The sequence below is a fragment of the Methylobacterium sp. WL116 genome, assembly GCF_008039455.1.
GTDB lineage: Bacteria > Pseudomonadota > Alphaproteobacteria > Rhizobiales > Beijerinckiaceae > Methylobacterium.
Window position 1 is genome coordinate 1 of record NZ_VRUV01000101.1, and the last position, 11,712, is coordinate 11,712.

General features: G+C 61.3%; 12 protein-coding genes and 2 pseudogenes. 7 read left to right on the forward strand and 7 right to left on the reverse strand.

Going from position 1 to position 11,712, the window contains the following annotated elements; genetic code table 11:
* Positions 1 to 276: 276 nt before the first annotated feature.
* Both FV223_RS10315 and FV223_RS30265 read right to left on the reverse strand, forming a co-directional pair.
* Positions 277 to 1,854 carry a family 16 glycosylhydrolase gene (locus tag FV223_RS10315; protein WP_147726959.1) on the reverse strand — a complete coding sequence of 526 codons (1,578 nt, stop codon included), beginning with the start codon at positions 1,852 to 1,854 and terminating at the stop codon, positions 277 to 279.
* Positions 1,855 to 2,739: 885 nt separating this feature from the next.
* A complete protein-coding gene (locus tag FV223_RS30265) occupies positions 2,740 to 2,916 on the reverse strand; it encodes a hypothetical protein (RefSeq protein WP_187276107.1) in 177 nt (58 codons plus the stop codon).
* Positions 2,917 to 3,941: 1,025 nt separating this feature from the next.
* Here FV223_RS30265 and FV223_RS10325 point away from each other — a divergent pair.
* The 3 genes from FV223_RS10325 to FV223_RS10335 all read left to right on the forward strand — a co-directional run bounded on the left by FV223_RS10325 (position 3,942) and on the right by FV223_RS10335 (position 6,163).
* Positions 3,942 to 4,589 (forward strand): ParA family protein, encoded by a 648-nt coding sequence (locus FV223_RS10325; RefSeq protein WP_147726970.1) that lies wholly within the window; start codon positions 3,942 to 3,944, stop codon positions 4,587 to 4,589.
* Positions 4,589 to 4,948, forward strand: a complete 360-nt coding sequence (locus FV223_RS10330) for a hypothetical protein (RefSeq protein WP_147726960.1) — start codon at positions 4,589 to 4,591, stop codon at positions 4,946 to 4,948. The genes FV223_RS10325 and FV223_RS10330 overlap by 1 nt, the downstream gene beginning before the upstream one ends.
* A 501-nt stretch (positions 4,949 to 5,449) precedes the next feature.
* Entirely contained in the window at positions 5,450 to 6,163 is a 714-nt protein-coding gene (locus FV223_RS10335; RefSeq protein ID WP_147726961.1) for a helix-turn-helix domain-containing protein, read from the forward strand.
* Between the two features lie 169 nt (positions 6,164 to 6,332).
* Here the strand turns inward: FV223_RS10335 and FV223_RS10340 are convergent, their stop codons facing one another.
* Positions 6,333 to 6,818: a hypothetical protein gene (locus FV223_RS10340; RefSeq protein WP_246689658.1), complete on the reverse strand. Its 486-nt coding sequence runs from the start codon at positions 6,816 to 6,818 to the stop codon at positions 6,333 to 6,335.
* A 378-nt stretch (positions 6,819 to 7,196) separates the two neighbouring features.
* Here FV223_RS10340 and FV223_RS10350 point away from each other — a divergent pair, with 378 nt between their 5' ends.
* Positions 7,197 to 7,394, forward strand: a complete 198-nt coding sequence (locus FV223_RS10350) for a DUF2061 domain-containing protein (protein WP_147726964.1) — start codon at positions 7,197 to 7,199, stop codon at positions 7,392 to 7,394.
* Positions 7,395 to 8,250: 856 nt separating this feature from the next.
* Here FV223_RS10350 and FV223_RS10355 read toward each other — a convergent pair.
* The 3 genes from FV223_RS10355 to FV223_RS10365 form a co-directional block, all read right to left on the reverse strand.
* The gene (locus tag FV223_RS10355) at positions 8,251 to 8,844 is read right to left on the reverse strand and encodes a 2,3-bisphosphoglycerate-dependent phosphoglycerate mutase (protein ID WP_147726971.1); all 594 of its coding nucleotides are present in this window, start codon (positions 8,842 to 8,844) and stop codon (positions 8,251 to 8,253) included.
* A gap of 239 nt (positions 8,845 to 9,083) precedes the next feature.
* Positions 9,084 to 9,539 carry a DUF6508 domain-containing protein gene (locus FV223_RS10360; protein WP_147726965.1) on the reverse strand — a complete coding sequence of 152 codons (456 nt, stop codon included), beginning with the start codon at positions 9,537 to 9,539 and terminating at the stop codon, positions 9,084 to 9,086.
* Positions 9,540 to 9,542: 3 nt separating this feature from the next.
* The gene (locus FV223_RS10365; protein ID WP_147726966.1) at positions 9,543 to 10,118 is read right to left on the reverse strand and encodes a hypothetical protein; all 576 of its coding nucleotides are present in this window, start codon (positions 10,116 to 10,118) and stop codon (positions 9,543 to 9,545) included.
* A 173-nt stretch (positions 10,119 to 10,291) separates the two neighbouring features.
* Between FV223_RS10365 and FV223_RS10370 the strand changes: the two genes are divergently transcribed.
* On the forward strand, positions 10,292 to 10,627 hold the full coding sequence (locus FV223_RS10370; protein ID WP_147726967.1) for a helix-turn-helix transcriptional regulator: 336 nt from the start codon (positions 10,292 to 10,294) through the stop codon (positions 10,625 to 10,627).
* Between the two features lie 195 nt (positions 10,628 to 10,822).
* Here FV223_RS10370 and FV223_RS10375 read toward each other — a convergent pair.
* Positions 10,823 to 10,939: pseudogene (locus FV223_RS10375) on the reverse strand (IS3 family transposase); the annotation flags it as partial.
* Positions 10,940 to 11,149: 210 nt separating this feature from the next.
* Between FV223_RS10375 and FV223_RS10380 the strand changes: the two are divergent.
* Both FV223_RS10380 and FV223_RS31250 read left to right on the forward strand, forming a co-directional pair.
* A complete protein-coding gene (locus FV223_RS10380; RefSeq protein WP_147726968.1) occupies positions 11,150 to 11,359 on the forward strand; it encodes a hypothetical protein in 210 nt (69 codons plus the stop codon).
* A 145-nt stretch (positions 11,360 to 11,504) separates the two neighbouring features.
* Positions 11,505 to 11,712: pseudogene (locus FV223_RS31250) on the forward strand (esterase); the annotation flags it as partial.

Here is an 11,712-nt window from a genome sequence, read left to right on the forward strand (position 1 = left end):
CATGGACGGTGCGCGAACAGAACCGCCTACTCTCCCTCTGCTTCGGGCTTCCCTAAGCGAACAAAGCATGAAAGCAGGACGGCAGAGGTCATTCCGCGCCTCAGATCCGAGTTTGCGACACGCCCGTATTTTCCTGGGTGCGTCAGTGACTTCATACGACGGATAAATTTAGGTGCAGGCCACGTTCGCCTTGCTCAGTGAACTGCCGACTCTCGGCTGTTTTGCGCCACCATCCGAGTGGGCGAACGCGGAACCCCTATGAGATTGTCATCACTCTCAGCCGAACCAGCCGCTCTGGACGGACCCGGCGGCGATGCCCTCGAGGGTGACTTCGCCGCCTCCGGAGAGGGCAAGGACGGCGTTGCCGGCAACGTCGCTGCTGAGGCTGTAGGCTTGTCCGTTGAGGACGAGGCGGTCGCCCTGGGTGGCGTTGAAGTCGGTGATGCGGTCGGTCCCGCTGAGGAGGCCGTTGATCGGGTTGTTGAACACGAACCGGTCCGCTCCGGCGCCCCCGGTCAGGATGTCGTTGCCGAGATCGCCATTGATGATGTCGTTGCCGGCGCCGCCGAAAATGCGGTCGTCGTCCTGGCCGCCGAAGATCGAGTCGGCTCCGGAGCCGCCGTAGATGAGGTCGTTGCCGATGTTGCCGAGGAGCAGGGCCCCGTCGGGCGAGGCCGTGTAGTTGATCAGGTCTGCGTCCTGACCGCCGAACACAGTATCGCGGCCGCCGTTGCCCAAGATCGTGTCGGAACCCTTGTTGCCGAAGATCAGGTCGTCGCCGCTGCCGCTGTCGGCGAAATCGTCCCCGGAGCCGCCGATCAGCGTATCGTTGCCGGCGCCGCCGAGGAGCGAGTCGTTGCCGTTGCCGCCCTCGATGACATCATTGCCGTTGTTGCCGTTGATGGTATCGTTGCCGTCCTGCCCCTTGTAGGCGTCCTCGCTGATCTTGAAGATCAGCTGATCCGAGCCCGAACCAATGCTCGTTGAGGTAGGTGTCGAATCTGCCTTGGATGGAAGGGGATGATTAGTGCTGGTGGCACCATAAAGACCGGGATCCTGACCATCAGGCGCCGATACAGGATCCTGGGCCACGGCAACGGCGTTTGGGTTGTTGGAGTACGCCCGAATATAGTCGATCTTCGTCGTGATCGGGACGCCGGCCGCGTCCGCGTCATTCTGCGTGGCGAGGTTAGCCACCAGATACATTGGCCCTGTCATATCGCTAGGCGTTGCCTGCGAGCCAACGAACTTTCCATCTACGTAGAAGCTGATTTTGTCTTTCTGCCAATCCATTCCATAGGTGTGATATCCGCTGGCCTGCGCGGTCTCGCTGTAGACCTGCCGGTTCTGCTGCCAGGGGATGTTAGGCGTCTGATCCGTGGTGTGGATCGTGCTGTAGACACCTTTGTCGTTGCCGCCGTAGTGCTCGACGACGTCGAGTTCCTGCCAGCCGGACAAGTGGTTAGGATTAGCCGCAGCCTTGTCTGGCAAGAGCCAAAAGGCATCCCAGGCGCCCTTCGCGTCTGAAAGATCGGCCCGCATCTCGAAGTACCCATAGGTCTGCGAGAAGTTACCCTGCGTGTTGATTAGCCCTGACTCCCAACTGCCCGAATAGCCCGAGGCAGTCTTGTCTGGAACGGCGGTGATGGTCAGCGCGCCGCCTTGAACCTTGAACGGGTCGTAGCCGGAGGCTGGGTCCACGAAAGAGGAATGTCCAAACCCAATATCCGAGTTGGCATCGAAGCGCCATTGAGAGCGGATGTCAGCCCATGTGGTACCGGCACCGGTTTGCGAAATGCTGCGCGTGTTGAACTCGTCATCAAACGTCAGCTTGTAACCAGTCAGATCCAGCATAGCCCACCCCACTGCAGAATTTTCGCAGTAGTACTCAAAAAAATCAAAAATCTCCTTCTAAATACTTAAAATGATCCATATTGTGAGACGACAGCATTTTTAGAAAAATGATTTGTTAATAGGGGAAAAGGACGGACTCCTGGCTCCGATGCCGCTAGATGTAATTGTGATACCAAGGCACTTAACACCTGCCGAGCTGAATCTCCTGGCAGCGCTAGGAGAGAAATCGAGGTGGGAGGGCTGACTACCTTAGTAGATAAGGCAGTACTCCAAAATTTGACCAACGACTTCAGCTGTGGCATCACACGTTATCAATCGGCCCGGACGCAACCATTTTTGGGCTCGTTGCGAGATGCTCGCAGCTCTCTACGATGTCTGCAGTATCACGGATCTCGGATGGTGGAAGGGGACGTAGTTTAAGCTGCTCCCGGGCAGCGCAATCTCGAGTGTAAGCGGATTTCTGGCGCGGTCCAATGCGACATCGCCGTCGGTATAAGTATGCGTTTCTTAGAGGGGGTTCACCCAGCTTCCGCGTCGGGCAGCGTTGGCGTGCGAGGTCAGATGCGTGTAAGTATGCGACCTTATGGAGAAAATGCATCAAAAGGCATTCAGCGCAGGCGCAGACTTTGCTCGGCCTTGAAGGCATCATTTGATGATACGTCGTTTTGCCGCATGTGCCATCTTATCCGCCTCACAAGCGGTGGAGCTGTCACATGGGCGACCTAATACAATTCCATGGCCCAGCGGTCCCTAACGTTGATCCACAGACGCCTTTAGCGCGGATCGAAGCAGCATTTCAGGTGCCTGTCTCAGACTGGAATGAGCAGGACATGTTAGTGTTCGCCCCAAGTGACGCGGCCGAACTTATTGCTCTTTGGATTTCGCTCAAAAGCGAGCCGGCGCGCGCGAGGGTTCTAGCCACCGCACGCGCCGCAGTAGCGGCTCAACCAAGATAAATTTCGCCAACGAAAAAGGCGCGCAGGGTAAGGGCACGCCTGCCTTTCTCAATGTCAGCTCTTCTATTTCAAGATCGATATAGAGGCTGAGGCGGTCGTCCAGCATTGCTCATCCTCAAGTTGCGAGGCGAGTCGTAACATGGGCTGATGGCCGGTCAATCAGCCCAGAAGCCGAAACGCGCTACATTCCCCCTTGGTGCATTTGCTCCATAAGGCCGCAAGTATGCATGCCCGTGTGAGGATTATGGGCTTCGCCTCTTCGCAGAAGGGCGGTACTCGACAGAATGATGGCTGCAATACCAATCAGCCCGAACTTAGACATGGGCTCTCGCAGCCGTCTCTGAGGCTGCCGACAGGTAATCCGCCCAGTTCCTGAGAAGAAAATACCAAAATAAGCCTGACAAATAATTGCCTCAACATTCGCGCAGCAAGGCAATGTAGATTGCCCGGAAAACTACCGTTTTCCGGGCTGTTAAAATGTGCGCTTTGAAAGCCGCCGCCGGGGCGGCGCTTCCTGTCGGGATTGCGTGCATAGAAATTTAACGTCCAGATAAAGGATCGAAAGCGATCCCGACATCTGTCTTGGCCGTCACCTCGCCAGTGACCAGGTCGCCCGGCAGGCGCAGCAGCCGGTGCCGCATTAGGGTCGCTAGGGCTACCCTATGAGGCGAGGCGCGTCGGCGGAGCCCGCCACGCGTCTCGCTCTGCCTGTGCCACAGCCAGCTCGGCTTGCAAGCCCTCAATAAGGGCTTGTAGCTCGCCTGCGTCGACCGCTATCTCGATCAACTGGCCCTGCGCCTCCGCGAGCTGAAGGCGCAGCTCGGCGTTCTCCGTGGCAAGTTCGAGTAGGGGGCAGGTCGGGAACAGTCCCCCCTTCCCTCATGCCGCGCCGGGTCCGCTGATCGCGCCGGCTGCTGCTGCGCTGAGGGCAGCGGTGATCGCTATGAGTACGGCTGCCTCGATCATGGGGAGGACTTCCTGATAATTTCTATGGGTTGGCCGAAGCGCTTAGGCCTTGGCATGGCGCCCACTTCGTTTACGGATCGTTAAGCGTAAGGTGCCCTCCTGATCGCTGCATGAAAGATAGCGTCTTGCTTGTAGATGGGCGCAATCAGGCGGACAGGTTGCGGCATGGCGAAGTTGATAGGTCTGGCGTCGACCAAGGGTGGGGTTGGGAAGACCACGATCTGCCTCAACCTCGCCGCGGTCCTCTCCCGGCGGGGCTCGCGCGTCGTGGTCCTCGATGCTGATCCAGCCGGACATGCTGCTGCGGTCGCGGAGATCGGCGCCCTCCCCTTCGAAGTTCGCCCCCTGCTTCTGGAAGAGGTGGAACCGAAGGCGGTCGCGGATTGGACCAAGGCGGTGCGGGGCACCGACGCCGACTTCGTGATCCTCGACGCGCCTGGTGCGCTTGGGCCAGCCTTCGGTGCGGTCCTAGCAATCGCTGACATGGTACTCGTACCTGTCGGCGCATCCATGCTCGACATCCGCGGCGCGGCGGAGACGGTCGGCATCGTCCGACGGCACCGTAAAGCCGGTGGACGTGGCCGGCCGGATATCCTCGTGGTGCCGTCGCGGGTAGACCGTCGAACCGGATCGGGGCGCGACGTGGTGGGCACGCTCGCTGGCCTCACCGAACCTGTAGCCCCACCGGTGACGTTGCGAGCAATCGTCGCCGACAGCCTCTCCGCCGGCGAACCAGCCCCGGCCGACAGCCCATCGGGCTTGGAATTCGCCGCGCTCGCCGACGCCGTCCGTGTTCGATTGGAGACCCTGTAATGGCCGCCAAGCCCCGCAATCGTGCCAGCCTTGATGCCGATGCCGTCGCGCGCATGATGCGTGAACAGGATGAACCCGCTGAGGCGCCGGCTGCCGAGATCCCACCGGTGGCGCCGGAGCCCGAGCTTGTCCCGGCGCCACCGGTGCAGGCTGCCCCAGAGGTGCTCAGTCCGCGCAAAGCGCCGGCTTTCGATCCAGGCAAGGTTGACGGGCGCACTCTGCGCCGCACCGGGCGCGAGCCCTTCGCTACACGGATCAAGCCGGAGACGCATGAAGCGCTCCGCCGGATTGCCTACCACCGGCGCATTACCATCGCAGAGGCCTTGGAACTGGCGGTCGCCACATACGATGGAGGCTAGAAAGCTGCCTGCATGATAGGCGCAAGATGACAGCCTGATACCGTACTTCTGACATTCGAGGTTCGAAATGGGGAAGTGCTACACGACCGCCGATCGCTCGGCCGACGGATCTCGGATATCCAACGAGCTTGCATGCCAACGCATCCATCTGCACGCATGATTTCCGCAAGATAGTTTCTTGATAGACGTTTACCTATCTGGCATCCTAAGAGACGTTGACTTGGCGCCGTCGCCCGGTCGACATGGGCTGTTCCGGCTTAACTCGCCCCACGGCGAGTCGGGTCGGCATCAGGAGAGATGACCGCCGCGACGTAGCCCCCGAAACGACTACGGCCCCCCTGTCGCCAAACAGGAGGGCCGCGAAATCGAGATGGCCTTGTGAGGCCGCAGACGATGCCCCTCACAAGCCACATGACCCCCACGGGAGTCAAGCGGGAACGCCAATTCCTGCATCGGTAAGTCGTGCCTTGTGCCTACCGCGGCCCGAGAGGGCTGAGGACGATGTTCTATGAGGAGATCCGCCGTCAGGCGGAGGCGGCCCCGCGCGCCGCGTTGCCGGCCGTCGCGTCCGCACTGTGGAAGGCGTTCGGAGAGGGGCATCTGTCCGAGGCTGAGGCTGAGGCGCTGTCGGGGCTGATTGAGGCGCGGTCGATCAGCGCTTCACCCGTGGCGAAGCCTAGGAGGGCCGTGGGCACTCGACCGCGAACGGATGCCTCAATGGAGCGCCGCCGCCGCTGGGCGGCCTCTGGGCGGCTTCCGCCGGGTATTTCGGCACGGTTCACCTTGGCCGAGCAAAGCGCCCTCGCCGTCGTCACGGTGGAGAGCTTGAAGCGAGGCGATTGCCGCCTTGCCTTGGATCACATTGCGGCAGTGGCCGGTGTCAGCCGAGCGACGGTTCGGAACGCCATCCGACAGGCCAAAGTGCTCGGGCTGGTGGCTGTCGAGGAACGGCGGCAGTCCCGGTTCCGCAACGACACGAACGTGGTCTCAATCATCTCGAAGGAATGGCTTGCATGGATGCGGTTGGCACGCCGGTCAGATGCGCTAGGGGGAGGGGGTAAATTTGTACGCGGCACGAATACTCCTGTTTCCTACCCTGTGAATTCAGAGGGTCGGAGATCGAGAAAGGGCTGCCGAAAAGCGACGGACGACCTGAGCGCCAACGCCTCTCCAGGAATTCTCCAGCCGGATAGGGGCGGGTGGGCGATGTGGTAGGCGCAGGAGACGTTCGGCATGTCGGGTGCGTTCACCGCTAGAACCAAGTCCCAGGTGAGTGGTCTGCGTCCTCAGCCCAAACCGCAGACTGAGACCTTCCACGATCCAGGGAGCAGCTCGATCAGGGCAGGAGCAATGCCGCGGCCAGCCTGGTCCTGATCCCCCCACCTCAAACCCGGCGGGGTCGGTCAGCGTGCTGAAACAAGACTCGGATCCTTTGCCGCCACGGTCTCACGATCGCTGCTGCGGCTGCGGCGATCTCTGTTGCCCAACGCCAAGCCCGCGTCGCCCGCAAGCTCGCGAGCACAGCGTCACGGATGGCGACGACGACGTCGATGCAGCGGGCAAGCCAACGGTAGCTGCGAAGCTTGTCGCGGCCAGCCTGATAAATGCGCTCAACGAGGACGAAGCTCGCTCCGTAGGCGAAGGCGAGGAGCCCGAGGCCGCGCAGGAAAAGACCCTCGCCAATCCAGACGAGGCCCAGCACCTTCAAAGGCTCGACCCCGAAGAAGGGAACGGCCAAGATCAGCAGAATGAGCCAACGCGGCTTGGTCGCTACCCAGCGTTCCAGTCGTTGCAGGATCGCGAGCTGGGACACGCGCCGCAGGAGCGGTTGATAAGCTGGTCGCGCCAGTGCCTCGACGACGAGGGGCACAGCGACCAAGACCCGTCCCGTTCCGGTGAGAACACGTCGGTAGCGGAAGCGTCCGGGAGCGGACGTCGTCACCGATCGCAGCCGATGCAGATGTCACGCACGACGTGCTCATGCCTCAGTCCGGTTCGCTGGTTTGGGAGATCTCCTGCGAGCAGACGATCCGACGGACGAACGGGCGGTGATGGCCATCGGCCCGATGTCGGAACCAGGCCGTGGAGCGCTTCCGGTGCCGCGTGGTGGGTCAGGGCCATGTACTGACCCAGACACGGGGAGAAGCCTCCCATCGCGAGGAAACTGGCGACAGTCATGGCCGGTACACGCATCGCTGCCTCCTCCCTTGAGCGAACACGATCAACCGAGATAGGTTCAGGAGTGGGTATGCACCCCAGAGAAACCCGCCTGCGCTCGATCGCCAAGGCTGTCAGCTGGCGCCTTGTCGGCAGCCTCGACACCTTGGTGCTGTCCTATTTGTTCACCGGCAACGTCGCCGTTGCCAGCTCGATCGCCGGCACGGAGACAGTCACAAAGACCGTGCTCTACGACCTTCACGAACGCGGATGGGCCTGGTTTGCATGAGGTGGTATGCCGCCCGCCTCTCGACGCTCGCGCGCCGCGGCGGTCGCGAACGCCGACAGGCTGCCCGATCCCGAGAGCACACGATGACAGGTCGATGCGGGCCAGTTCCCTGCTTCGTGCCCGTGAAGCCTCGGGTCGGGTGATCGTGTGAAGGTCGGTGCGCGGGGAACAGGAACCGTCGCGCCGGCCTACGACCCGTTCGAAACCTTGAAGAAGAGGCGGCCCTGCTCAAGGGGGCCAAGCAGGACCGCCGCAGCGGATCGAGCTAATCTGCCGGCTGCTTACACAGCACCGCGATGATCCGGCAGACGCGTTTCTGAAGGATCTCTGGGCTTCGTTTATGACGCTTGCGGGATCGTGTCCCAGGCGGTGGTGTAGCTGACGGGTGGTCATCAGCGGTTGCCGGGCAGGGTTGGGTTTCGACGGCTAACCCCGAACCCAAGAGACCCCCGATGAGGAGGGCACGCGCGCAATCAATTGCGGACGGCGTCGGGTCTGCGGCCTACGCTCGCCTCCATGGATCTGTCCGAACTCGAGTTCTGGAGCTTCCTCGCCGTCGCGGTACCGATCCTGCTCATGCCGGTAGGGGTCGCATGGTGGAAAGGCAGCCGGATCGGTCCCGTCGCCCTTCTAAGCCTCGTGTTCTGGCCGGGGGCGCTCATCCTAGCGCTGCGGTTGCGTTCGCATCGTCCGCGGGGCTCCTCCGAAGCTAGGAGGCCAAAGCGTAATTAATAGCGGAGATGTCCGATCCCGCCAGGCAGCTGATCATGATCGCCGAAGGCGGCCGTGCTAGGCCATCGGGCCCCGTCTTGTGAGGGGGCGGTCTGACCCGAAGTTCGCAACATCCGGTCCGGCCTCAGCCGATCACCCTGTGTAAGGCGAGGGTCGTGTCGGAGCTTAGCCCATAGACCCGGATTGATCCGGTCGCGATCTCCAGCGCCTCAATCTCGCTCGGCCCAAGACCTTCCAGCGCCATCACCAGGGCCCGCAACGCGTTGCCGTGTCCGACGATCAGGGTCGGGCCGCACATCGCGGCCGGTTGGATGTGCCTGAGGTAAAACGGGACGATCCGTGCGATCGTATCCCTGAGGCTTTCACCATCTGGGGGGAGGCCCACATAGGAGCGACGCCAGTCCTCGACCCGCTCCGCCCCGTAACGGAGGTAGGCGGTCTCCTTGTCGAGGCCGCTCAGGACGCCGTAGTCGCGCTCGTCCAGCGCCGCGTCCTGTCGGGGTACCAGATTTGCCTGACCCAGGGCATTGAGCGCCAGCCGCATGGTGGCGATGGCCCGCATCAAGGTCGAGGTGAAGGCCGCGGTGAAGTGAAGGCCTGCCTCCCCCAAGCGCCTTCCGGCCGCGGTCGCCTCCTGCCGGCCACGGTCAGTCAGAGGGGAATCCAGAAGCCCCGTGAACAAGCCATCGGCGTTGGCTTGGCTTTGGCCGTGTCGCATCAGGACGAGGCAGCGCGTCGGCGAGCATTCCACGAGACGATCCACGCGAACTCCTGACGATGAAAAGTCGGCCGGTCGAGGCCGGCTATGGATACCGACCCATATCGAGGCCTTCCAAGAAGGGGAGGCTCGAGAACCCGAATCTGGGGCGGTTCATGGAGCACATGAATGCGCGTCCGGCGGTCGCTCGCATCAGAAGCGGGCGGTACGGCAACGTCCGCTTCGATGCGTCTGCGCTATTAATTGCGCAGACGGAGAAGGGCCGCCGCCCGTTCCATGACCCGGGTTAGCACGCCAGCTCGGAATCGGTCGTTGAGGGCTTCCGCTCCCCAATGAGCCTCACGCATGCACACGGTCAGGACCCGTGCGAGATCGTCCTCATCCGCCTTCGCTAGGGCGACGGGGTGCTGTAGAAGGCGCTGCCCCTGCGCCGTATGTGACCACGTCATCCAATCGAAATCTCGCACCCAACCGTAGGCGTAGACATCACCTATGAACGCCACCGCTTCGGGACCAAGGGTGAAGTACCCCATTTCGATCATGCCTTCGCCCACCGATCTCGCCGGGGTCGCAACCCCGAACACGAGGCCCGGTGCCGCGAGAACAGATCGGTGAGCGATAAGGGCTTTGAGCGCGGCTCGAGGATCACCTACCTTCTCGGGATCATGGAAGACCGGTTTGAGTAAGGTTTCCATGCCTCAACCCACGTCTACGAAGTGGTAGTGGCTCGTGATGTGGCGACCGATCAGGTTCCCGTATTCGAGCTGCATCGCGTTCATATCAGACACATAAAGGATGGTCTGGAGTCCGGCCGCCTGTCGCTTCAGCAGGAGGGATACGAGCTTCGAAATACGATGCCGTGTGGCTTTCTGCTGACCTGCGATCAGTTCATGGAAGTCCGGGATGAGCAGGCAGGTATGATCTGGGTGACCATCCGAAGCCATGTAATCCAACACGTCCGCTACCGGCATCACGCGTGCACGTGTGCGGTTTCGCAATAAAGCTCCAGCCAGGTAGCTCATCGCCGCGATGATATCCCGCTGTGGATTCTCACCGACGAACACGAGCCCGTACTTGCCCAGGATTGCAGCTTGGCGGCGGAAAGCGCGCAGGTACTCGATCTCGGCTGGGGTGGCGTCGGTATCATACATGGATGTCCAGATGCGGTCGGGGGAAATCCCGGCATCGGCTGCGACGCTTTCAAGGTTGGCGACCAACCATGAATGAGCATCAGGCTGGAGAACCTTCGTGGCGTAGGGGTCTACGGAGAGCATGACGATCCTCACACGGTGAGCTAACCCAATCCGCCGCTAGGCTGCGGAAACGGCATGAAACGTATGCCTATTCCTATATAATACGTACCGACAATACGGAACACGCAAAAAACGTATTTTTGCTCCGTAATGAATTCGACGTAATCGATCTACGCCCGTTCGCGGAGGGCGGAATGGTCGATCTTCGGAAACGATTTGGCTTGCTGGTGAAAGCACATCGACGCCGTTGCGGGATGACGCAGGAAGCGCTCGCCGAGGCTGCGGGGCTCAGCATCGACATGATTTCGAAGGTCGAGGTTGGAGGCACCGGTACGAGTTTTCCGGTGATCGAGAAGATCGCCTCTGCCCTTGCGGTCGACCCTGCAGAGCTGTTTACGGCACAAGGGGGATCAGCATCCATCCCTCGGGGCTCATATGCCAACATTACCACTCGGCTCGTTGGATTGTCGGAGCCCGATCTGCGATGGGTCGAGGAACTGCTTGAGGTGGCCCTGAAGAGAAGGTCCTGAAAATCACCCGCTATTAATGGCACAAGATGATACGGGCGGAAGGGCAGCCCGTTCGGACACATCGGCAGTCAAACCCTTTTGACAGGTCTCTCATTGAGTTCCAGTACTCTGATTCGTGAGCTACATTTTGTATTGGCTCATTGTTGGTGTGATCATCGATTTTCTACGGCATGCCCATGCTGACGAACTGACGATCCAGTGGTAGAAGGTCGGCTCGGAGACACCCATCACGCCTCGCAGACCTTGTGCACCGTTCTCTGCTTGCCGCAGGACGAAAGCGATTTGTTCGTGCGTGGAGTGTTTGCGAGGCATGGCATCCATCCTCCTTCAGGGTTCAGGATGCCAAAAAACTCGCGCTCAGTGCGGACCAGATTGCTGCGTCAGGATCACGTTCGACCCCGCTACGATCCGCGCGCGGACATCCTTCAGGTCGGAAGTTGGTTTAGGATTCGATGGCGATCGGGAACCTGGATGAAGCTTGACCGTTGTTGACGTAGAACAGCAACGTTTCGGACGAACGCCGTGAAGACAGTCATCGCCGCCCTCGTCGTCACGACCTTCGCGTCGGTCCTCCCGGTTGCCGCTTCTGAGTTAGCGCCGACCCTGCGGCGAAGCGACGACACCGCGGCCGTCTCGACCGAGGGCAAGGATACCAAGGCCGGGGGGACTTCTGTCGAGGCGCAGTCTGCTAGGAAGATCCGGGTGGTCCTGGCCTCGCCGTACGGCAACTGACGCGATATCTGCTTCGCGCATCACCATTCGGACACACCGTTCGCACGCCTAGCCTACCCCACGCCGCAATCGCCTCGTAGCACGTCCCTGGCTTTACGGTTCGTGAACCATTGCTAGTCACGGCCAGTGTGGGGATGTCGGTCGGGTGGTGCAGGTGTCGTTGCCGATTATTCTGAGCCTGCGTGCACTGCTGGCTGCCTCGGTGGTGCTGGCGCTCCCAGCGTGTTCGGGGCGCCCAACCGGGGTGCTGCTGCCTATCGCCCAGACCGAGCAGCTCCCAGGTACCTCTCGCGTCGACATGCTCGTGGCCACGACCCGTAAGTCGGCCGCCGACCGCGGCGTGCTGTTCTCGG

Excerpts from the sequence above, each read along its gene's own strand:
- FV223_RS10315 (WP_147726959.1), bottom strand. The coding sequence starts at position 1,854 with ATGCTGGATCTGACTGGTTACAAGCTGACGTTTGATGACGAGTTCAAC.
- FV223_RS30265 (WP_187276107.1), bottom strand. The coding sequence starts at position 2,916 with ATGCTGGACGACCGCCTCAGCCTCTATATCGATCTTGAAATAGAAGAG.
- FV223_RS10325 (WP_147726970.1), top strand. The coding sequence starts at position 3,942 with ATGGCGAAGTTGATAGGTCTGGCGTCGACCAAGGGTGGGGTTGGGAAG.
- FV223_RS10330 (WP_147726960.1), top strand. The coding sequence starts at position 4,589 with ATGGCCGCCAAGCCCCGCAATCGTGCCAGCCTTGATGCCGATGCCGTC.
- FV223_RS10335 (WP_147726961.1), top strand. The coding sequence starts at position 5,450 with ATGTTCTATGAGGAGATCCGCCGTCAGGCGGAGGCGGCCCCGCGCGCC.
- FV223_RS10350 (WP_147726964.1), top strand. The coding sequence starts at position 7,197 with ATGCACCCCAGAGAAACCCGCCTGCGCTCGATCGCCAAGGCTGTCAGC.
- FV223_RS10355 (WP_147726971.1), bottom strand. The coding sequence starts at position 8,844 with ATGCGACACGGCCAAAGCCAAGCCAACGCCGATGGCTTGTTCACGGGG.
- FV223_RS10360 (WP_147726965.1), bottom strand. The coding sequence starts at position 9,539 with ATGGAAACCTTACTCAAACCGGTCTTCCATGATCCCGAGAAGGTAGGT.
- FV223_RS10365 (WP_147726966.1), bottom strand. The coding sequence starts at position 10,118 with ATGCTCTCCGTAGACCCCTACGCCACGAAGGTTCTCCAGCCTGATGCT.
- FV223_RS10370 (WP_147726967.1), top strand. The coding sequence starts at position 10,292 with ATGGTCGATCTTCGGAAACGATTTGGCTTGCTGGTGAAAGCACATCGA.